Origin of the sequence: Aquihabitans sp. McL0605, assembly GCF_049993875.1 — a bacterium.
Classification (GTDB): Bacteria; Actinomycetota; Acidimicrobiia; order Acidimicrobiales; family Iamiaceae; genus Aquihabitans.
Map to the genome: position 1 here is coordinate 1,201,548 of NZ_CP188252.1, position 21,842 is coordinate 1,223,389.

General features: G+C 74.3%; 16 protein-coding genes. 14 read left to right on the plus strand and 2 right to left on the minus strand.

All coding sequences use genetic code 11. From position 1 onward, the window contains the following. Positions 1 to 10 precede the first annotated feature (10 nt). Positions 11 to 1,111: an alginate lyase family protein gene (locus ACPPVX_RS05465; RefSeq protein ID WP_426573888.1), complete on the minus strand. Its 1,101-nt coding sequence runs from the start codon at positions 1,109 to 1,111 to the stop codon at positions 11 to 13. 134 nt (positions 1,112 to 1,245) lie between these two features. On the opposite strand from ACPPVX_RS05465, the gene ACPPVX_RS05470 reads away from it, so the two are divergent. Genes ACPPVX_RS05470 through ACPPVX_RS05535 form a run of 14 tightly spaced genes read left to right on the plus strand, consistent with a single transcriptional unit; the run spans position 1,246 to position 20,931 of the window. Continuing rightward, a complete protein-coding gene (locus ACPPVX_RS05470; protein ID WP_426573889.1) occupies positions 1,246 to 2,601 on the plus strand; it encodes a hypothetical protein in 1,356 nt (451 codons plus the stop codon). Further along, positions 2,598 to 4,196, plus strand: coding sequence for a flippase (locus ACPPVX_RS05475; protein WP_426573890.1), 1,599 nt, complete (start codon positions 2,598 to 2,600; stop codon positions 4,194 to 4,196). Before ACPPVX_RS05470 ends, ACPPVX_RS05475 begins: the two co-directional genes overlap by 4 nt. Beyond that, positions 4,193 to 5,350 carry a hypothetical protein gene (locus ACPPVX_RS05480; protein ID WP_426573891.1) on the plus strand — a complete coding sequence of 386 codons (1,158 nt, stop codon included), beginning with the start codon at positions 4,193 to 4,195 and terminating at the stop codon, positions 5,348 to 5,350. The genes ACPPVX_RS05475 and ACPPVX_RS05480 overlap by 4 nt, the downstream gene beginning before the upstream one ends. Continuing rightward, positions 5,347 to 6,843 (plus strand): phosphotransferase, encoded by a 1,497-nt coding sequence (locus tag ACPPVX_RS05485; RefSeq protein ID WP_426573892.1) that lies wholly within the window; start codon positions 5,347 to 5,349, stop codon positions 6,841 to 6,843. Before ACPPVX_RS05480 ends, ACPPVX_RS05485 begins: the two co-directional genes overlap by 4 nt. Then, the gene (locus ACPPVX_RS05490) at positions 6,840 to 8,063 is read left to right on the plus strand and encodes a glycosyltransferase (protein ID WP_426573893.1); all 1,224 of its coding nucleotides are present in this window, start codon (positions 6,840 to 6,842) and stop codon (positions 8,061 to 8,063) included. Before ACPPVX_RS05485 ends, ACPPVX_RS05490 begins: the two co-directional genes overlap by 4 nt. Further along, positions 8,057 to 8,752 carry a hypothetical protein gene (locus ACPPVX_RS05495; protein ID WP_426573894.1) on the plus strand — a complete coding sequence of 232 codons (696 nt, stop codon included), beginning with the start codon at positions 8,057 to 8,059 and terminating at the stop codon, positions 8,750 to 8,752. Before ACPPVX_RS05490 ends, ACPPVX_RS05495 begins: the two co-directional genes overlap by 7 nt. Next, complete coding sequence (locus tag ACPPVX_RS05500; RefSeq protein ID WP_426573895.1) at positions 8,749 to 9,963, plus strand: ATP-grasp domain-containing protein; 1,215 nt, start codon at positions 8,749 to 8,751, stop codon at positions 9,961 to 9,963. Before ACPPVX_RS05495 ends, ACPPVX_RS05500 begins: the two co-directional genes overlap by 4 nt. Continuing rightward, positions 9,956 to 11,032: a polysaccharide deacetylase family protein gene (locus ACPPVX_RS05505; RefSeq protein WP_426573896.1), complete on the plus strand. Its 1,077-nt coding sequence runs from the start codon at positions 9,956 to 9,958 to the stop codon at positions 11,030 to 11,032. Before ACPPVX_RS05500 ends, ACPPVX_RS05505 begins: the two co-directional genes overlap by 8 nt. Then, positions 11,023 to 12,474: a YveK family protein gene (locus ACPPVX_RS05510; protein ID WP_426573897.1), complete on the plus strand. Its 1,452-nt coding sequence runs from the start codon at positions 11,023 to 11,025 to the stop codon at positions 12,472 to 12,474. The genes ACPPVX_RS05505 and ACPPVX_RS05510 overlap by 10 nt, the downstream gene beginning before the upstream one ends. Before the next feature lie 26 nt (positions 12,475 to 12,500). After that, entirely contained in the window at positions 12,501 to 13,823 is a 1,323-nt protein-coding gene (locus ACPPVX_RS05515) for a glycosyltransferase (protein WP_426573898.1), read from the plus strand. Continuing rightward, entirely contained in the window at positions 13,823 to 15,088 is a 1,266-nt protein-coding gene (locus ACPPVX_RS05520; RefSeq protein ID WP_426573899.1) for a glycosyltransferase, read from the plus strand. The genes ACPPVX_RS05515 and ACPPVX_RS05520 overlap by 1 nt, the downstream gene beginning before the upstream one ends. Beyond that, positions 15,085 to 16,713: an O-antigen ligase family protein gene (locus ACPPVX_RS05525; RefSeq protein WP_426573900.1), complete on the plus strand. Its 1,629-nt coding sequence runs from the start codon at positions 15,085 to 15,087 to the stop codon at positions 16,711 to 16,713. Before ACPPVX_RS05520 ends, ACPPVX_RS05525 begins: the two co-directional genes overlap by 4 nt. Then, entirely contained in the window at positions 16,679 to 19,414 is a 2,736-nt protein-coding gene (locus ACPPVX_RS05530) for a PKD domain-containing protein (protein WP_426573901.1), read from the plus strand. Before ACPPVX_RS05525 ends, ACPPVX_RS05530 begins: the two co-directional genes overlap by 35 nt. Further along, positions 19,411 to 20,931, plus strand: a complete 1,521-nt coding sequence (locus tag ACPPVX_RS05535; RefSeq protein WP_426573902.1) for a phosphotransferase — start codon at positions 19,411 to 19,413, stop codon at positions 20,929 to 20,931. The genes ACPPVX_RS05530 and ACPPVX_RS05535 overlap by 4 nt, the downstream gene beginning before the upstream one ends. 65 nt (positions 20,932 to 20,996) lie before the next feature. On the opposite strand, the gene ACPPVX_RS05540 is transcribed toward ACPPVX_RS05535, so the two are convergent. Beyond that, positions 20,997 to 21,782, minus strand: coding sequence for a hypothetical protein (locus tag ACPPVX_RS05540; RefSeq protein WP_426573903.1), 786 nt, complete (start codon positions 21,780 to 21,782; stop codon positions 20,997 to 20,999). Between the last annotated feature and the right edge of the window lie 60 nt (positions 21,783 to 21,842).

Genomic DNA, 21,842 nt, shown 5'->3' on the forward strand with positions numbered 1-21,842 from the left:
ATGGTCACCCTCATCGCTCGAGCGGGTGGGTGATGCCGGTCCAGAGGACCGCCGAATGGCCCTTGCCGTCGCCCTGCGCTGCGTCGGCCGCGAGGCGGGCGAAGTCGCCCTGCCCCCAGCGCTCCACGACCATGAGCCACAGCCCGGCCGGCTCCGGCACGCGCAGGTCGCCCTTGCCGCCGGGCCAGCCCTTGGGCTGGTCGAGCCCGGACGCGACCAGGGCGAGGGCGGCCTCGAGCGTGCCGCCCTTGGCGCCCTTGTCGTTCCACACGTCGGTGCCGGTGCGGTGGAGCACATCGGCCGTGGCGACCTTGTAGTCGAGCGCCTCCTGGCTGTACATGAGGCTGGCGTCGCCGCGCCGGATCTCCTCGGGGATGCGGCCGTCGGGCTCGATGAGGTCGATGCGCTGCTTCCACCGCTTGGCCGCCGACGCCAGGATGCGGCCGTCGCCGAGCTCGGCGCCCACCACCGCCTTCAGGTAGGTGCCGGCATCACCCCAGTTGTTGTCGCGGTTCGACGCCACCGGGAGGATGACGTGGCGGAGCCACGCGTGGAACGCGGCGAGCTCGGCCTCCCCGTAGCTGCCGTCGAGCGTCAGCGCGTCGACGGCGAAGACCATGCCCGGCGCCGACCGGCTGACCATCAGCGAGGTGGAGCACGCCCCAGAGTTCGGGCACGCCTTCGCCGTGTCCTTCGCCTCCGACACCCAGGCGTCGACGATCGCGGCGGCCGCCGTGCGGTAGCGCTCGTCGCCCGTGACGTGGCCCGCCAGCGCCAGCGTCCACGCCGCCTGGGCGTCGACCACGAACGGACCGTCGGTGGTGTCGACCTCGAGCGTCCGCTCCGGGCGGGCCTGGTGGCCGAGCAGGCCGTCCGCCGCGGCCACCAGGCGCTGCCGCTCCTCGGGGGCCGGGGACCGCTCCAGCCCCGCCAGGCCCCGCAGCGCCCCCGGCGCCCGGACCGTGGGGGCCGGGACCTGGGGCGCAGAGGAGGTGGTGGTGGACGGTGGGCCGGCATCGTGGCTGACCGCCGTGCAGGCGCTGAGCAGCACCGCGGCGAGGACGATCGTCCCCCCGGCGAGGCGCAGGCGCGAGCAGTGGTCCCGAGGCACGTTCTGACGATCCCTCCCCAGGCCACAGCCCTGTGCCTCAATGCGCGGTAGGGCAGATCACCCTGCTTCACGACGTGGTCAGGCGGCCCGGACGACAGCGTGTTCCTGCAAGCGCTGGAGAGAGGGAGGGCGTCGTGTTGACCTTGCGGGAGCCGACCACGGCAGACGTGGTGCTCGGAGAGGTGCTGGACGACCTCACGCGACGCGGGCTGCAGCACGCCTTGGTCCGGCCGCCGTCACGCGACGGCCGCGGGCAGCTCGAGGCCGACCTGCTGGTCGAGCCCCGGGCCCGGGCCGCGGTCGAGGCCCTCCTCGCCCGGCACGGGTTCGCCCGCCGCCCGGCGTGGGGCCGTCGGCCGCACCGCTTCCACCTCCGACCGGTCATCGGCGTCGCCGGCGCGGGGAGCGCCGGCGACGTCGAGGTCGCCGGTCCGGCCGGGTCGATCGACTGGCTCAAGATCGATCTGGTGACCGACCTCTGCTTCGGCCGCTGGCACGAGATCCCGGCCCAGGCCGCCGCCGCCTGCCTGGCCCAGCGCCGGCCCACGCCGGACCGCCTCACTCCCGCCGACGAGCTGATCGGCCAGCTGCTCCACAGCCTCCTCGACGGCAAGGGCCTCGGCGCCAAGGGCCGCGAGCGCCTCGCCCACCTGGCGCCGCTCGCCGGAGCGCCGACCGAGCTGGCCACCTGGGCCGCACCCGAGGGCGGCGGCTGGCCGGAGTGGAGCGACATCGTCCGGGCGATCTCGTCCGAGGAGTGGGCGGCGCTCGAGGCGATGGGCCCGCCCATCAGCCAGCGGATCGTGTCGGACCGACGGTCGGAGGTGGCGTTCCGGTCGGCCACCAACCGGGCCGGGCAGCGCCTCGTGAAGGTCCTCACCGCCGTGGCCGGACGGGGGTGGCTCGTCGCCCTGGTCGGGCCCGACGGCACCGGCAAGTCGACGCTCGCCGGCTCGATGGCGGCCTCGCTCGCCGTGCCCAGCCGGACGCTCTACGGCGGCACCTACCGCAGCGGCACCACGGAGTCCCGGGTCCCCGGGATGGCCACGGCCGCGGTGGCCGGCCGTCTCCTCTCCACCCGCGCGCAGGTGGCCTGGCACCGCTCGCGCGGCCGGCTCGTCGTGCTCGACCGCCACCCGGTCGAGGCCCGGCCGGGGCCCGACGAGGACCTCTCGCCCAAGGCCCGGCTGCGCCGCCGGGCGCTGTCGGTGCTGCTGCCGATGCCCGACCTGCTCATCGCCCTCGATGCCCCCGCCGCGCTCCTCCACGAGCGCCGGCCCGAGCACGACGTGGCCCACCTCGAAGCCGACCGCCAGCGCCACCTCGACCTCGCCGCCCACACGACCGGCTCCGAGGTGGTGGACGCGGCGGCGCCGGCCGACGTCGTCCGCGACCGCACGGTCGGCCTGGTCTGGGAGCGCGTGGTGGCCCGCCGCCCGGTGCGCCGCCTCGGGACCGACCACCTCACCACCACGGGATCAGCGGCATGAGCACCCCCGCCACCCTGGAGCCGGGCGCCACCGCCGGCGATGGCGACGCCGACGGCGCGCCGGCGCCCGTCGACGAGGTCACCAACCAGATCCGGGGCTCGAGCCTGCTCGTCTTCGGGCGGATCCTGTCGCTCGCCGCCAACCTGGTCATCCAGGTGCTGCTCGTCCGCAGCCTCTCGAAGACCGACTACGGCATCTTCGCCTACGCCCTGTCCATCGTGACGATGATCGCCACGCTGTGCACCCTGGGCCTCGACCGGGGCCTGGCCCGCTTCATCGCCATGTACGACGAGGAGGGGAAGAAGCCGAAGGTGTGGGGCACCCTCGTGCTCCAGCTGATCAGCATCATCGGCATCGGGCTGGCGGCCACCGCGCTGGTGGTGGTGGCGCACGGGTGGATCGGCGACAACCTCGTCCACGACGACCGCCTCGGCGTGCTGCTCGCGGTGATGGTGATCCTGGCCCCGCTCCAGGCCCTCGACAACATGGCCGCCACGATCTTCGCCGCCTTCGGCCGGTCGAAGGCGATCTTCCTGCGCCGGTACATCGTGGCCCCGCTCCTGCGGCTCGGCATCGTGCTCATGCTGCTCGCCACTGACGGCAACCTCTACGTGCTGGGGACCGGGTACGTGCTGGCCGGCGTCTTCGGCCTCGTGGTCTACGGGAAGCTGATGATGCAGACGCTCCGGCAGCGAGGCCTGCTCGACCGCGTCGACGGCGGCCGCATCGGGATCGACATGCCGATCCGCGAGGTCACCGCCTTCACCCTGCCGCTGCTGATGTCGGACGCCATGTTCGTGGTGCTCAACACCTCGGACGTCGTGATCCTCGGCCACAGCGCCGGCGCCGCCGCCGTGGCGTCGTACCGCTCGGTGCTCCCGCTGGCCCGGCTGAACCAGGTGGTGATGAACAGCTTCTCGCTGCTGTTCGCCCCGCTGATGGCCCGGCTCTGGGCCCGCGGCGACCGGCGGGCGCTGAAGGAGGCCTACTGGCAGACGGCGGCGTGGGTGACGGTGCTGACGTTCCCGATCTTCGCCGTGACGCTCGGCCTGGCCCAGCCCGTGACCGTGGCCCTGTTCGGCTCCCGCTACGCCGATGCCGCCGCCTACCTCCGGATCCTGTCGATCGCCTACTACTTCAACGCCGTCCTCGGCTTCAACGGGGTCACCGTGAAGATGATCGGGCGGGTCTGGCTGTCGGCGGGCACCGCCGGCGTGGCGCTGGTGTTCAACCTGGCGATCAACCTGATCCTCATCCCGATGTACGGGCCGATGGGCGCCGCCTGCGGCACCGCCGCCTCGATCGTCTTCTACAACCTGCTCAAGCAGTGGGCGCTGCGCGAGGGCTCAGGCCTCCAGCTGTTCGACCCCCGGTACCTGCGCCTCTACCTGACGATCATCGCCGGTACCGTAGGCCTGCTCCTGCTCGACCTGTCGGGCGCCGCGGTGGTGGTGCGGGTGGTCCTGGTGGCCGCGATCGTCGCCATCGTCCTGCTCGTCGGCCGCAAGGTCCTGATGATGGGCGAGATGTTCCCCGAGCTCAACCGGATCCCGCTGGTTGGTCGGTTGATCGGGTCCGGGACGGTGTCGCAGTGACCGCCCCCGAGGTGCGCCGCCCTCCCCGCGACCGGCACGCCGCCACCGCGCCGGCGCCGGACGAGGCCATCGACGTCGACATCCGCGTGGCCGGGCTCGTCACCCTCCGCCTGCTCGGCGTGCGCCCCGGGGACCGTTCCGCGGTGGAACGGCAGTACGGCACCGGCCGAGCGATCGGGAGCGGCCCGGCCGACGTCACGATCCGCTACTGCGACGACGTCGGCGGGCGCGACCAGGTGCTGCGCTACCTCGGCCCCGGTGCCTCGGGCTTCACCGAGGACGGCTTCGTCATCCTGCGCGGCCGCTTCCGCCGACCGGTGCGGGTCGTGTTCCCCGGCGCCGACCTGGGCGGCCCCTGCGAGCTGCGGTGCGAGCACGGCGTGGGCCGGGTCCCGCACCTCGTGGCCCTGGTCAACCTGGCCGTGCTGAACCGGGGCGGCGTGGCGCTGCACGCGTCGGCCTTCGAGCGCGACGGCACCGCCACCATGGCCACCGGCTGGTCCAAGGGCGGCAAGACCGAAGCGCTGCTCGCCGCGTGCGACAGCGGCGCCACCTACGTCTCCGACGAGTGGACCCACATCCGCCCCGACCGCACGGTGTCGGGCACGTGGGAGCCGGTGCGGGCGTGGGACTGGCAGCTCGAGCAGCTGCCCTGGCTGCGCGAGCGGCTGACCCGCGGGGAGCGCACCCGGCTGGCCGCGCTGCGGCTGGCCGAGCGGACCGCCCGCACCGTCCGGGCCACCCCCCGCATCACCACCGCCATCGCCCGCAACCGCTTCGTCGACGTGGTCCCCGAGACGGTCGCCGGCCGACCGATCCCGAGCCGGCCGGTCCCCCTGGGCCAGGTGCTGCTCATGACGGCGACCGACCGGCCGCTGACGTGGTCCCGGCCCCTCTCCAGCCGCGAGGTCGCCGACCGCATGGCGGCATCGCTGGCCTTCGAGCGCGGCCCGCTCGCCGAGGCGGTGGCGGCCTACCGGTTCGCCTTCCCCAAGGCGTCGGTCGACGCCTTCGACGCGGTGCCCGAGATCGAGCGGGAGCGGCTGCGCTCGCTGCTCGCCGGCATCCCCGCCGCCGAGGTGCTCCACCCCTACCCCGTCGATCTCCACCAGCTGGCCGACACCATCGCCCTCTCCCGAGAGGACCACCGATGAGCCTCGCCCCGCCACCGCTGCCACCGGTCGACGAGCCGACGCCGCACGACCTGCGGATCGACTGGCGGTTCCTCCTCGCCGACGAGGACCTCGGACGGGTGGCCCTCCACGGCCCGGTGGACCGCCGGGACCGGGTGGCCCTCGCGTCGCACGCCGACATCGTCGGCAAGCTCGGCGATCCCGACCTGACGCCGCACGACGTGGCCGTCCTGATCGACCCCACGGCCGTGATCCTGCGCCGGGCGATCGACGGGCTCGCCCCCGGCGGCGCCATCCACATCGAGCACTCCGCCCGCCGGCGGCGCCGCGGGGTGCGCAAGGTCCTCACCGAAGCCGGGTTCGACACCTCCACCTGGTGGCACCGGCCCTCCATCAGCGACACCCGCTGCCTGGTGGCCCTCGACCGGCCCGACTCGGCCGCCACCGTGCTGCAGAAGGTGGCCGGCCGGGGCCGGCGCACCCCCTTCGAGGTGCTGCTCGCCCGCCACGGCCGCGTCGCCCGCTGGGCCGACGACGTGAGCATCCTCGCGGTGCGGCCCGAGGTGTGGTCGAAGCACGCCATCGCCAGTCCCGGTGGCGATCGGATCGCCGCCCTGGTGACCCCTCGCTACGCCGCTTCCCGCGCCGTCATCGGCGTGGCGACCGCCCGCGCCGGCGACCGGCTGGCGCGGGTGGCCAAGGTGGCCCGCAACCGGGCCGACGACGGCCTGCTCGCCAACGAGGCCGACCTCCTCGACCGCTTCACGGCCACCGTCGGCCCCGATGCCGCCGTCCCGCTCCACCACCACCTCACCGCCACCGGCGGACGGATGGTCCTGGTGGAGGACGCCGCACCCGGCGAGCCGCTCGACCGGCGCGCCGTCCGCCACGACCGCGACGGTGCCCTGCTCGCCGGCATCGCCTGGATGGGGAAGGTGCCGGTGTCCTCCCCGACGGAGGTGCGCTACGACGGCCGGGCGGCCGCGCTGATCGCCGCGCCGCTGCAGGCGATCGGGGCGGCGGCGTGGCAGGACCCGGCCGAACGCGACGAGCTGGTGGAGCGCGCCACCGAAGCGCTGCAGCCGCTGGCCGATGCCACGCTCCCCGCCCCGTTCGAGCACGGCGACTTCAGCCACCCCAACCTGTTCCGCCAGCCCGACGGGACGCTCATCGCCATCGACTGGGAGCTGGCCCAGCCGGCGGGGCTGCCCCTGCACGACCTCGTCTTCTACGTGGGCTACCTGGCCGAGAGCGTCGAGCGCCCTCGCACCCCGGCCCGCCTGGTCGAGGCCCACCGCCAGGCGCTCGGCCCCGGCGGGTGGGCGCGCACCGCGGTCGACCACCACCTCGCCGCCCTCGGGATCGACGGCAACCTGCTCCCCCAGCTCGTCTTGTCGTGCTGGACCCGGCGCCTGGCCACCCTGCCGCCGGAGCGGGTGCTCGGCTCGAGCGACCCGCACCGCTACGAGACCCTCTGGCGCGCCTCGCTGGCCGCCGCCGAGGAGCACCGATGAGCAGGTGCACCGACCGCATCCGGCTGCTGTACCTGACGGCGGCGTTCCCGTTCCCCCTCTCGTCGGGGTACCTGCGCCACTACCACCTGCTGCGCGAGCTGGCCTGCGACCACCACATCCACCTGATGTCGCTGACCGGCCCGACGTTCTCCGCCGAGCACGCCTCGGGGGTCACCGGCTTCGTCGACCGGGTGTCGACGTTCCCGAAGCCGGCCCATGCCGGGCGCATCCAGCGGGCCGCTCAGCTGCTCGACCCCCAGCGTCCCGACGCCGCCGGGCTGGCGCTCGCGCGGGCCGTGGACGACGAGGTCGGTCGCGGCGCGGTCGACGTCGTGGTGCTCAGCGGCAAGGAGACGGCGGCAGCCGCCGACGCGGTCGCCGGCCGGGTGCCGCTGGTCGTCGACCTCTGCGACGCGACCTCGCACCGCATCAGCCAGGAGATCAGCCACGCCCAGCCGGTGCGCCGGGCGGGCCTCGTGGTCCGCCGCCGGGGGATGCGCAAGATCGAGCGCCACCTGATCGCGACCGCCGACCAGCTGATCACCGCCTCCGAGCGCGACCGCAGCGTCCTGCACGACGAGGGCGCACCCGCCCGCGTGCTCGACGCCACGGTCATCCCGAACGGGATCGACCTGCGCTACTGGGAGCGGTCCACGCGGACGCTCGGCTCGGCCGTCGCGTTCTGCGGCAACCTCGGCTACGGGCCGAACGCCGACGCCGCCCGGCGCCTCGTGAGCGAGATCATGCCCCGCGTCTGGGCCCGGCGGCCCGAGACCGAGGTGCTGATCATCGGGACCGGCGCCTCGCCGGCGCTGGCCCGCACCCTGCGCCAGCCCCGGGTCAAGGCCACCGGCTCGGTGCCCGACGTCCGGCCCCACCTGGAGCTGGCGGGCGTGTTCTCCGCGCCGCTGCGCATCGCCTCGGGCATCCAGAACAAGCTCCTCGAGGCGCTGGCGATGGAGCTGCCGGTCGTCACGACGAGCGTGGCCGCCGCCGGGCTCCAGCGCCACGGCGGCCAGCCCCCGCTCGACATCGCCGACGACGCGGCCGGCCACGCCGACGCGATCCTGCGCCAGCTCGACCTGGTGGAGGCCCGCAACCACCGTCCGCACCACACGGCGCGGATCTGGGTGGCGGAGCGGTTCAGCTGGGAGCGCAGCGGCGTCGCGCTGGGCGAGCTCGTCGACGAGCTCCGGCAGCGGGAGCAGGCGTCGTGCTGACGATCGTGCTCGTCGGGGCCGACGGCGCCGGGAAGTCCACCGTGACCGACCGCCTCCTCGCCGAGGTCGACGTACCGGCGCGGCGCATGTACCTGGGCGCCAACCCCGAGGCCCGGACCCACCCCCTCCCCACCACCCGCGCCGTGCGCTGGGCCCGGTCCCGGAGCGGCGGGCCCGGTCGGGCCGGCGGGCCCCCGTCGCTCGACCGCGACGCGCCGGCGCAGGGCGGCGTGCGCTCGGCCACCCGCGCCGCGGCCCGGGTGGGCAACCAGATGGCCGAGGAGGCGTACCAGCAGGCGGTCATCGGCTGGCACCACGCCCGCGGCCGGCTGGTCGTGTGCGACCGGCACCCGCTGGCCGACCAGTTCGACCACGACCTGGCCGCCCGCCCCGGGCTGCGCCGCAGCCGCCGGGTGCACGGCGCCTTCCTCCGCCGGGCCATGGCCCCGCCCGATCTGGTGATCGTCCTCGACGCCGAGCCCGAGGTGCTGTTCGCCCGCAAGGGCGAGGGCACCCTGTCCGAGCTGGCGGCCCGGCGCGACGAGTACCTCCGCTACGCCCGGTCGGTGCCGCGCTCGGTGGTGGTCGATGCGGCCCAGCCGCTCGATGACGTCGCGGCCGATGTGCTCGCTGCGGTCCACGGTGCGCTCGGGAGCGAGCGCCGCGATCACGTGGGGGCGGTCCGATGACCCCGCGCCGCGTGCTCGTGACCGACGCCGGCCGGACCAGCTCGCTCGCCGTCATCCGCTCGCTCGGCCGGGCCGGCCACACGGTCGTGGCCGCCGACTCCGCGTCGAACCCCACGGGTGCCCGCTCGCGCTACGCCACCGAGCTCGCGAGCTACCCCTCCCCCTTCGTGGCCGGCGCCGGTGCGACCGCGGCGGCACTGGCGGGGCTGGCCCGCCGCCACCGGATCGACGTGATCGTCCCCGTGACGGACGACGTGATCGTGCCGCTCGACGAGCACCGGAACCTCCTGCCCGATGGCTGCACCCTGGCGATGCCGGACCACGACCTGCTCCACGCCGCCGGCAGCAAGGTGGGCTCGACCCGCCTCGCCCGGTCGCTCGGCATCGGGGTGCCCCGCCACGAGATCGTCCACCGGGCCGCCGACACCGAGGGCATCATCGACCGCCTCGGCGCCCCCGTGGTGGTGAAGCCCGACCGCTCGCGGATCATCGGCCCGGACGGCCGGCTCCAGCGGGGCTCGGTGGCCTACGCCTGGACCGACGACGAGGCGCGGCGGGCGGTGGAGGCCGCCGGGCAGGAGGTGGTCATCCAGGCGTACCACCAGGGCGTCGGCCACGGGATCGGGATGGTCCTGGCGGACGGCCGGCCGCTGCTCGCCGTGCAGCACCGCCGCCTCCACGAGGTGCCGGTGACGGGCGGGGCCAGCGCCCGGCGGGTGACCGTGGCCCCCGACCCCGATCTGCTCGCATCGGCCTGTGCCATCCTCGGCGAGCTCGGGTGGACCGGCGCCGCCATGGTCGAGTTCAAGGTAGGGGCCGACGGCCCCGCCTTCATGGAGATCAACGGCCGGCTCTGGGGCTCGCTGCCCCTCGCGGTCCTGGCCGGCTGCGACATCCCCTCCCGCATGGTCGACGTGCACCTCGGCGAGCCCGAGGCGTGCGCAGCCCCGCTCGACACCTCGTACCGCACGGACGTCGTGTCCCGGAACCTCGACCTCGAGCTCCTGTGGATCGGCTCGGTCCTGGCGAAGGGCCGGAAGGCGTCGAACCTCGTGTCGTTCGAGCGGCGCGAAGGGGTGCTCGCCGCCGTCGACCTCCTCCGCAGCAACCAGGGCGACGATCTCGCCGCCCCGGACGATCGGCGACCGGTGCTCACCGGCGTCCGCCGTGCCTTCGGGCACGCAGCACACAAGGCGTGGTCCCATGGCTGAGCGCAATCCCAAGGAGCTGGCCCGCGACGGTCTCCTCACCGCCCTGGCGTGGGTGGCGGAGCGCAGGTCCCGCCGCCACCCCGCCGTGGCGGTGGTGACCTACCACCGCGTCGCGCCGGCGGACGAGCGGCCCGATCTGCTGCCCGGCCTGGCCGTGACCCCGGAGCACTTCGCGGAGCAGGTGCAGATGTTCGCCCTCCACGCCGAGCCGGTGTCGCTCGACGACCTCCTGGCCGCGGCCGACGGGGGCCCGGCGCTGCCGCCCCGGGCCGTCCACGTCACCTTCGACGACGCCTACAGCTGCATCGAGGAGCACGCCTGGCCGGTCCTCCGTGACCTCGGGGTGCCGGCCAGCCTCTACGTCCCGACCCGCTACCCCGATCAGGGCCGCACGTTCTGGTGGGACCGGCTGCACCAGGCCGTGACCAACCACTCCGGCTGGAAGCTCTGCGTCGACGGCCGCACCTGGCAGACCGGCACGGCCGAGCAGCGGGCCCGGGCCCGCGACGATCTCAAGGCGCTGGTGGGCCAGCGCCCGCACCGCGACGCGATGGCACTCGTGGACGAGGTGTGCGAGGTGACCGGCTGCCCGCCGGCCGAGCCCGCCACGTCGTCGTGGGCCGGGCTGCGCACGATGGCGTCGGAGGGGCTGGCGATCGGCAGCCACTCGCGCCACCACCCGTTCCTCGACCGGCTCGACCCGGAGCGCCTCGACTGCGAGATCGCCGGTTCGCTGTCAGACCTGTTCCAGCAGCTCGGCCCGGCCGCCCGGCCCGCCATCGCCTATCCCGGGGGCCACGTGGACGACGCCACGCTGGCCGCCACCGCCCGCGCCGGCATCCGCGTGGGCTTCACCACCTCGCGCGGGGTCGCGGCCGGCGACCAGGCACCGGACTGGCTGCAGCTCCCCCGCATCAACGTGGGCCGGCGCGCCTCAGCGCCGCTGGTGCGCGTGCAGCTCCGACCCGAACCCCATCGGGTCCACGATCTTGCCCGGACGGCTCCCTCCACCCGGAGCCGTCCGGGCAAGGACCACCAACCAGCGCCCCGGAGGGCCTTGTGGAACTGAACGGTCTCTTTCCCATCATCCGCCGCTGGCTCGCGGTGATCCTCGTCGCCACGGCGATGGCGACCGCCGTCGGCCTGCTGCTCGGCGCGTCTGCCGACAAGACCTACGAGGCGAAGGCCGAGGTCCTCGTCGGCCCGCTGAGCACCGACAGCGACACCATGCGGGCGTCGGGCGACCTGGCCCAGACGTACGCCCAGCTCGCCACGAGCGACACGGTGCTCGCGGGTGCCGCCAAGGAGCTGGGCGTGTCGCGCGGCGAGATCAAGACCGGGGTCCGCGCCACCGCCAACAGCACCACCCGCTTCTTGGTGGTCCGGGCCCGGGCCCACAGCGCCAAGGGTGCGGCCGACATCGCCAACGCGGTGGCGCTGCAGCTGCTGTCGCTGGGCAAGCAGGATCCGACCCGGCCCGAGGGTCAGCTGCGGGTGATCGATCCGGCCAACGCGCCGAGCAAGCCGATCAGCCCCCGGCTCGACCTCATCGTCCCCCTGGCGGCCCTCGCCGGCCTCCTCGGATCGCTCACCCTGGTCCTCCTGTTCGAGTTCGTAGGCGACACGGCGGAGTCGGAGGAGAAGGTCGATGCCCTCACCGGCGTGCCGACGCTCGCCCTCAAGCGCCACCGGGGCCGGGGCGACGGCGATCGGCAGCGCGACCTCGAGCCGTACCGCATGATCGCCACCCACGTGGACCTGGCCGCGCCGGAGGTGAGGTGCGTCCTGATCACCGGCGTCACGGCCGATGACGGGACCGATGGGCTCGCCCGGCGCCTCGCCGAGGTCTGGTCGCACCGCCGTCCGTCGGTCGCGGCGCTCGACAGCTCGACGGGCGAGGTGATCATGCTCTCGGGGGACAGCCGGGGCACCGTGGTCCGCCAGGCGGCGGACCCTGCGATGGACCCCGAGTCGGTCACCCCCGACGAGGCCATCGCCCTGCGGGACTGGCTGGCCGCCGACGGCGGCCTCCTCGTGGTCCACGGCCAGCCGGCCACCGTGAGCGCCGCCACGTTGGTGTGGGCCCGGGTGTCCGACGTGACGGTCCTGGGCGTGCGCCGGTTCCAGGCCCGGCGGTCCGCGATCTCCGAGGCCGTGGTCAACCTCCAGGCCGTCGATGCCAACCTGGCCATGAGCGTCCTCCACGAGCGGTCCGCCCCGTCCAAGCGCAGCGGCCGGGCCAACGGTCGCCGCACCCCGACGAGCGAGCGCCACGCCGCGGACCCGGACGACGCCGGAGCGGCCGATCTCGATGGAGGGGTCGACGAACCGGTCCTGCAGCCCGCCGGCGCCGACGAGCCGGTCGACGTCCGTCCCGAACCCGATCCCGCTGACGGCGAGCTCATCGGCGCCTCGGCGACCGAGGAGCGTGCTCGCGGCGGCTCCGGCAGCGCGACGGTCGCCCGTCGCCGAGCCGGGCCCGCCACCACCAGGTCGGGGGCGCAACGGTGATCCCGCCACCGTTGCGTCCCTCCTCGGTGCTCGACCGACCCGCCCCCGACGAGCCGCCACCTGACGACTCGGCCCCTGGAGACTCGTCCCCCGACGACGCTCCGCCCACGGCCTGGCCGCGGGTGGCGTACCTCGTGTCGCGCTACCCGCGCCTGACCGAGACGTTCGTGGCCGGAGAGATGGAAGCGGTGCTGCGCGCCGGCATCGATGTCCACCTCTACCCGCTGCACGAGGAACGGGCCCACGTCGAGCAGCCCACCACCAGCTCGCTCGCCGCCCGCGTCCACCACCAGCCGCTGCTGTCGTCGGCGGTGCTCGCCGCCAACGGGCGGGCGCTGCGCCGCCAGCCCCGGACCTACCTGCGGACGCTCGCGTCGTTGATCCGCCACAACCTCGGCAGCCGCCGGCTGCTGCAGGGCGCGCTGGCCGCGTTCCCGGTCTCCGTCCGCCTGGGCGAGCAGTTCGAGGACGAGGAGATCGAGCACGTCCACGCCCACTTCGCCACCCACCCCGCGGCCGCGGCCTACGTGATCAACCAGCTCACCGGCATCCCGTTCAGCTTCACGGCCCACGGGTCCGACATCCACCGCGACCAGCACATGCTCGCCCAGAAGGTGGCGGCCGCGGCGTTCGTGGTGGCCGTGTCGGAGAGCAACCGCGAGGTGGTGCTCGCCGCCTGCCGGGAGGCCGGCGTGCGCGTGCCCGCCGACCGGGTGGTGGTCGTCCACTGCGGCATCGACCCGAGCGACTTCCCCGCTCGGCCGCCCCGCCCTCGTGCGCCCGGCGACCCGCTGCGCGCGATCTGCGTCGGGACGCTGCACGAGGTGAAGGGCCAGGCCCACCTGATCGAGGCGTGCCGGCGGGCTCGGCGCGCCGGGGTCGACGTCCGCCTCACCCTGGTGGGCGAAGGCGACGACCGCGCTGCCCTCCACGCCCAGGTCGAGGCAGCCGGCCTGAGCGAGGTGGTCTCGTTCACGGGTGCGGTCCCCCAGCCGAGGGTGCGGGACCTCATGAACGCCTCCGACGTGCTGGTGACCCCCAGCGTCCCCAGCGCCGACGGCCGGCGAGAGGGCCTCCCCGTGGTGATCGTCGAGGCCATGGCGGTGGGGGTGCCGGTGGTGGCCAGCCGTCTCTCGGGCATCCCCGAGATCGTGCGCGACGGCGACACCGGCCTGCTCGTCGACCCGGGTGACCGCGACGGGCTCACCGCCGCCCTGCTCCGCGTCGACCACGACCCCGGCCTGGTCGACGCGCTCACCGCTCGAGCCCACGTCCTGGTCGCCACCGAGTTCGACGCCGACCGGTCGGGGCTCCGCCTCGCCCAGCTGTTCACGGGAAGGACGGCCTGATGGAGGAGCTGTTCTGGGTGTCGGTCGCGGTGCTGGTCCAGACCTACGTCGCGTTCCCGCTGGTGACGATCGTCCGGGGCCGGCTGTTCGGCCGGGACGTGCTCGTCGGGGACATCACCCCGTCGATCTCCGTGGTGATCGCCGCCCACGACGAGGCGACCAGCATCGGCCCCAAGCTCCACAGCGTCCTCGACGCCGACTACCCGGTCGACCTCGTCGAGGTGATCGTGGCCTCCGACGGCTCGGCCGACGGCACGCCCGAGGCTGCCGCGATCGATCCCCGCGTCCGGGTGCTGGTGCTGCCGCGCGTCGGCAAGGCCGCCGCGCTCAACGCCGCCATCACGGCGTCGAGGCAGGACGTGCTCGTCTTCACCGACGCCAACAGCCGCTTCGCCCCCGACGCCCTGCGCAAGATCGTCCGCCCCCTGGCCGACCCCGAGGTGGGGGGCGTGGCCGGCGACCAGCGCTACGAGCCTCCGGCCGCCGCCGCCTCGGGCCTGCCCGGCAGCGGGACGGTCGACGGCGAGCGGCGCTACTGGGACTTCGACCGGATCCTCAAGGAGGCCGAGAGCGCGGGAGGCAACGTCATCGGGGCCACCGGTGCCCTCTACGCGGTGCGGCGCGAGCTGGTGGGCACCGTGCCCGAGGGCGTCACCGACGACTTCACCACCTCGACGGGCGTGATCGAGCAGGGCCACCGGCTGGTGTTCGCCGGCGATGCCACCGTGTTCGAACCGGTCGCCGCCAGCACCGATGCCGAGTTCCGGCGCAAGGTGCGGGTGATGACCCGCGGCCTGGCTGCGGTGGCCTACCGGCGGCGGCTGCTCGACCCGCGCGAGCAGGGCTTCTACGCCTACCAGCTGATCAACCACAAGGTCCTGCGCCGGCTGATGGGGATCCCGCTGCTGACCGCCTTGGCCGCGAGCGCGGCGTGCAGCCGGCGCCGCCCGATCTACCGGGTGGCCCTCGCCGGCCAGCTCGCGGTGTACGTGCCGGGGGCGCTGGCGCTGGCCCACCCGAGCGGGCGCATCGGTCGCAGCCGCCTCGGCGGGCTGGCCGGGTACTTCTGCATGGTGAACGGCGCCGGCCTCGTCGCCGCGTGGAACATCGTGTCGGGCCGCCGGATCGTCCACTGGGAGCCCGAGCGCACCGATGGCGACGTGACGATCGACCTGACCGACCGCGCCCTCGGGGCCGAGGGCGGAAGTGAGACGGCCACCGGCACCGGCACGGCCGCCGACGCCGACACCGAGGTCCCCCGATGACCGCGGCCACCACCACCGGCCCCGCGAGCTCGGCCCGCCCCACCGGTCCCGCCGGGCCGACCGGGCGCGGCCACCAGGGGCCATGGGTCGCTCGCATCGCGGTCGTGACGGCCGCGATCGTGGCGGCGGTGGTGGCGCACGGGAACCTGCTGCCGGTGCTCGGGCTGGTGGCCGCGCTGGTCGCGGTCCTGATCGCGGCCCGGCCCGAGACCGCGGCCCTGGTGGCCGTCGGGTTGATCTTCTCCAACGCCACGGTGATCGCCGTGCACGACCACGGCATCCCCGGCGCCGTCGCGCTCCTCGTCCCCATCTTGCTGCTGGTGACCGCCGGCTACCACGTGTTCGCCCACCGCCAGCCGATCCTCATCCCCCGCGCCGCGCTGTGGATGGTGGCGTTCCTCGTCGTCCAGATGGTCGGCGCCCTCCTGGCGCGCGACCCGGCGACGAGCGTGGCGACCGTCCAGACGTTCCTGCTCGAGGGCGTCGTGCTCTTCCTCCTGCTCACCAACGCCGTGCGCGGGTGGCGCCTCGTCCGCCTCGCCGCGATCGTCCTCGTGGTGGTGGCCGGCTTCCTCGGGACGCTCTCGCTCTTCCAGGAGGTCACCGGCGCCGACCACCAGGACTTCGCCGGCTTCTCGACGATGAGCAACGCGGTGATCAACCGGGCCAGCGGCGGCGGATCGGCGCGCCACGCCGGTCCGATCGGCGAGCAGAACCGGTGGGCCCAGAGCCTGGCGGTGACCGTGCCGATCGCCGTGGCCCTGGGCTGGAAGGACCGCTCGCGGGCGGTGCGCCTGCTGGCGAAGGTGTCGGGGGTCGGCATCGTGGTGGGCATCGTGCTGACGTACTCGCGCGGCTCGGTGGTGGGCCTGGTGCTGATGGTGCTGATCGCGGTGATCGTCCGGTGGGTCCGCCTGAGGACCGCGCTGATCGTGGCCGGGGTGGCGGTGGGGACCCTGCTCGTCTTCGCGCCCACGTTCGCGAACCGCGCCACCACCGTGGTCACCGCGAGCTCGTCGGTGCGGTCGACGACGGGCGGCGCCACCGCGCAGGACGGCTCGTTCGCCAACCGGTCCACCGAGGCCACCGCCGCCATCGCGGTGTTCCTCCACCACCCGGTGGTCGGGGTGGGCACCGGCTTGTTCCCCACCTACTTCCAGGACCAGGCGCGCGCCCAGGGCGCCGACCGGATCGTCGGCGTCGACCGGGAGGCGCACAGCCTGTACCTGGGGCTGGCGGCCGAGACCGGCCTGCTCGGGCTGGTCACGTTCGCCTGCTTCGCCGGATCGCTGCTGACCGCGCTCGGCAAGGTCCGCAGGCGGTACCTCACCACCGACCCCGATGCCGCCGCGCTCGCCACCGGCTTCGGCCTGGCCATCGTGACCTACCTCACGACCGGCCTCTTCCTGCACTTCGCCTACATCCGCTACTTCTGGCTCCTCGCTGGCCTTGCCGCCGCCATGGGGATGGTCAACGACGCCGGGACACCTGCCGTACTGCACCCGCACCCTCCGAAGGGGAGAAGCCATGACGTGCACAGCGAGAACCCATCACCGGTCGCCGACCCGGATCGCCACCCTCGTGCTGGGGGTGATCGGCGCGCTCCTGGCGCTGGCCGCGCTTGAACCCGTCATCCCGGCCGGCGCCGCACCGGCCGCCTCGGCCGCACCCGCCGCACCCGCCAGGGCTGCGGTGGCCGCCGCACCGGCCGCCTCCCCAGGGGACATCGGCTGGGAGGGCCAATCGTTCGACGGGGCATCGGGCTCGCCGAGCGGCTCCAAGCCGGAGAGCAAGCTCTGGTTCAACGACGGCTCGTGGTGGGCCGACATGTGGGACACCACCACGGCCGACTTCTACGTCCACAAGCTCGACCTGGCCACCCACCAGTGGGTGAAGACGGCCACGCGGCTCGACGACCGGTCCAACGCCCGCGCGGACACCTTGTGGGACGGCTCGCACCTGTACGTGGCGTCGCACGCCTTCGCCGAAGGATCCAGCAGCACCGCCGCCGCTCCGGCCTACCTCCAGCGCTTCAGCTACCAGCAGGCCACCGGCACGTACACGCTCGACGCGGGGTTCCCGGTGCAGATCAACAACGCCAAGTCCGAGACCCTCGTGATCGACGAGGACAGCGTGGGCCGCATCTGGGCGACGTGGACGCAGAACCAGCGGGTGATGGCCGCCGTGTCGACCCCGGGCGGCGTGTCGTGGGGCGCGCCGTTCCTCCTGCCCGTCACCGGCACGACGCTGACCACCGACGACATCTCGTCGGTCACCGCGTTCAGCGGCAACAGCATCGGCATCATGTGGAGCAACGAGACCGACGGCACCATGTACTTCAGCAAGCACCTCGACACCGACCCGCAGGGCACCTGGGGCACGCCCGAGGTGGCGTACCGGGGCCCGCTCTTCTCCGACGACCACATCAACCTGAAGAACGTGGCCGACCAGAACGGGCGGATCCTCGCAGCCGTGAAGACGTCGCTGACCGGCAGCTCGCCGCTCATCCACCTCCTCGACCGGAGCCCGGCCGGCGTCTGGACGAGCCACGTGTTCGGCCTGGGGTCCGACAACCACACCCGGCCGATCGTGCTGATCGACCAGCAGCACCAAGAGGTGCAGATGTTCGCCACGAGCGGCCAGTCGGGCGGGTCGATCTACCGCAAGACGGCGCCGCTGTCGAACATCAACTTCGCGCCGGGCAAGGGCACCCCGGTGCTGACCGATGCCGACAACGACGACATCAACAACTCCACGTCCACCAAGCAGGCGGTCGACGGGACCACCGGCCTGGTGGTGCTGGCGACCAACGACAGCACCCGGCGGTACTGGACGCACTACGACCCTCTGGGCGGCCCGCCGGCCGCCACGGCACCGGTGGCGGCGTTCAACTCCACGCCGACGACGGGCGACGCGCCGCTCGACGTGACCTTCACCGACACGTCGTCCAACAACCCCACGTCGTGGGCGTGGCAGTTCGGAGACGGGGGCACGTCGACCGAGCGCAACCCCGTGCACACGTACACCACGCCGGGCACGTACACCGTGAGCCTGCAGGCGACCAACAGCGCCGGCGGCAACTCGGTCGTGAAGACCAACCTGATCAACGTGGGCACCGCGCCGCCGACGACCACCCCGGTCACCTTCCCGGCCACTGCCGACGCCCCGGTGAAGAGCTCGGATCCCGCCAAGAACTACGGGACGAGCACCGACCTGCGCACCCGCACCGGCGATCCTGCCTACTCGAGCTACGTGCAGTTCAACCCGACCGGGTTCAGCGGCGCCCCCGCCAAGGCCGTGCTGCGGATGTTCGTCACCGATGCGAGCAAGGCCCCCGGCACCCTGGCGAAGACCAGCGCCGGCTGGGGTGAGAGCGCCATCAACTGGGGCAACGCGCCGGCCGCGACCAGCACGCCGACGACGCTCGGCGCGACCACGCTCGGGACCTGGGTCGAGTACGACGTGACGAGCCTGGTCACGGGGACCGGACCGGTCGCCTTCAAGTTCACGGGCACCGGCACCGACAGCCAGATCTGGTCGAGCCGGGAGACCGCCACCGGCCCCCAGCTGGTGATCACGCCCACGGGCGGCCCGCCGACCGCACCGGTGTCGTCGTTCGACAGCACGCCCACCACCGGCAACGCACCGCTGGCCGTGACCTTCACCGACACGTCCTCGAACGGCCCCACCACGTGGTCGTGGCAGTTCGGTGACGGCGGCACGTCCACGGAGCAGAGCCCGGTGCACACGTACACGACCCCGGGCACGTACAGCGTGACGCTCCAGGCGTCGAACTCCGCCGGCGGCGCCCCGGTCACCAAGACCAACCTGATCAGCGTGGGCACCGCGCCCCCTGGGACCACTCCGGTCACCTTCCAGGCGACCGCCGACGCCCAGGTCAAGAGCGCCAGCCCCACCAAGAACTACGGGACCACCACCGACCTGCGCACCCGCGCCGGCGACCCCGCCTACTCGAGCTACATCCAGTTCAACCCCACCGGGTTCACCGGCACGCCGGCGAAGGCCGTGCTGCGGCTGTTCGTGACCGACGGCAGCAAGGCCGCCGGCACCCTGTTCAAGACCAGCACCGGCTGGGGCGAGACCACCATCACCTGGAGCACCGCGCCCGCGCCCACGGCCACGTTGCTCAACCTCGGCGTCGAGGCCCAGGGGGTCTGGGTGGAGTACGACGTGACCAGCGCGGTGACCGGCGCCGGTCCGATCGCGTTCTCGCTCGTCGGCACCGGCACCGACAGCGCCATCTGGACCAGCCGCGAGACCGCCACCGGCCCGCAGCTGGTGATCACCCCGGTGGCGGGACCGTGACCCTCCTGCGCCTCGCGGGCGGGCCCAAGGTCGACAACCGTCCCGGCGCGCCCGCGTGCCCGCCGTGGCTGTTCCACCTCGACGACCCGGCGCCGGCGTCGGTGCTGTTCGTGGGCTCCCCCGCACCCGGGATCGCCGAGTGGTTCCGCGAGCAGGGGGCCGTCGTCGAGGTGGTCCAGGCCGCCGACGTCGGCGGCCGCGCCGCGCCGGAGCTGCCCCCACCGGCGGAGCTCCTCGTGCTCGGCCACGAGGCGAGCAGCGCGGCGAGCGGGCCGCTGCACGAGACGGCGTGGCTCGGCCGCACCGGTGCGGTGGTGCTGGCCCGTCGACCCGAGGGCGCGTGGGTCGATGCCCTGGCCCAAGCCGACCTCGGGACCATCCGGGCCGTCGGGCCGGAGCAGCCGGCCGGACGCCGGCGGGCCCACGCCCGCCGCCCCCACGTCGCCACCCGCACGGCCGCGCCAGACCGCACCGCACCGGGCTGGCTCGACGCGGTGGTGGCCGGCGCCATCGCCCGAGCCGCTGCCACCCGCGGCGAGCCGGCCCTCGACCCCGCCGGTCGGCCGGTCGACCTCCCCGCCGTCGCCCCGGCGGCCACGTGGTCGCTCCACGTGCCGTCCGCGTACCCGTCACAGAAGGCGATCGCCCGCGTCCACCTGGCCGAGCCCGAGCCGCGCGACCTGATCGTGAAGCTGACCCGCCATCCCCGCTTCAACGCCCGGCTCCAGAACGAGGCCGGTGCCCTCGACTCGATCGAGCACCGTGGCGGCGTGGTGGCCGAGCGCATCCCGCAGGTGGTGGCGACCATGGAGGTGGCGGGGCTCACGGCGTCGGTGCACGAGGCCATCGCCGGCCATCCGTTCCTCCACCGCTCGACCCTGCGCGTCGACTGCCCCCTGGCGGCCGACGCCGTCGCCGCCATCACCGAGCTGGGGGCCGCCACCGTGCGCGTCCTGCCGCCCGTCAACGGCGACCACGCCCTGCACGACCTGCACCGGCGCTTCGTCGAGCGCCAGCACCCGTCGGTCGCCACCGCAGCGTTCCTGGCCGACCAGGTGGCCCTCCTCGCCGACGAGCCGATGGCGGGGGTGCTGTTCCACGGCGACCTGGGCACCTGGAACCTGATGGTCGACGAGCACGAGCGGGTCCGGATCCTCGACTGGGAGTCCGCCGAGCTGCCCGGTCCGCCGCTGTGGGACCTCTTCTACTTCACCCGCTCGTTCGCGGTCAGGGCCGGCCGCCGGCGCGGCCTCGACCGCAACCGGGCGATCGGCCGGCACCTGCTCGGCTCGTCGACCATCAACCACCAGGCCGCCCAGTGGGTCGAGCAGTACCGGGCCCGCCTCGGGATCGAGCCGCACCTCGTCGAGCCGCTGCTGCACACCTGCTGGATGCACCGGGCGGTCAAGGAGCAGAGCCGCCTGCCCGAAGGCGACACCGGCCACTACGGCCCCCTGTGCGTCCGCATGGTCGAGCACCGCAACGCCCCCGGCCTCCGCCGCCTCGTCGGGGGCTGACCACCGCCCTTCGGGCCCGCCCGCTGGCGCCGGCCGCCGCCCGATGCCGCCTGGGGATCAGGCGGTCAGCCCTCGACGGACTGGGCCCCGTCGACCGCCGCGATCTCCGGCGCCGCGGCTGGGGTGCGGCGGGGTCGCGGCGGGCGCCGGGGCAGGTTTCGGGCGGGGCGGCGGGTGCGGTCGGAGCCTTCGCCGACGGGGCCCGGCTTGGGTCGGGCGCTCACCGAGGCCACCGGCGCCGGGTCCCCCTCGGTCGCCAGCTCGGTCGCCAGCTCGGTCGCCAGCTCGGCGACGGCGTCGGCATCGGCATCGGCATCGGCGTCATCGCCGGCTGCGGCGGCGTCAGCCGCGAGCGAGTCGTCGGTCGGCGGCTCATCAGGCTCGTCGGGCTCGTCGGGCTCGGCGTCGGGCGGAGGCGGGAGCAGCGTCAGCGGGGCGGACAGGGCCGCCGGCGCGTCGGGCCCGACCGGCACCACGACGGCAGGGGTGGACGGGATCGAGGGGTGGAGGCGGGTGAGCGCCGGGATCGGGGTGGCGCCGGGCCGCAGGTCGCGGGCGCCCAGCCGGATCGTCCGGGCCCGGGTGAGGTGCAGTGCGACCGCACCGGCCAACGCCAGCGGGACGAAGACCAGCAGCGGCACCTCGAGGCGGTCGGGCACCACGTCGGCGTAGGGCACCGCGGCGGCCACCGCGCCCAGGATCCCGCAGCACAGGCCGAACCCCACCTGGCGGGCCGGGCTGGGTGCGCCGTGCAGCCGGCTGTCTTGCACCATGCGGACGGCGGCGAGCATCACGAGCCCCGCGAAGCACAGGAGGACCAGCGTCTCGCGCCCCATCAGCTCATCGCCCACGTGTCCATGCGCGCACGGTACGACGACCTGGTGGGGCCAGGTTCAGACAGAAGGCGTACG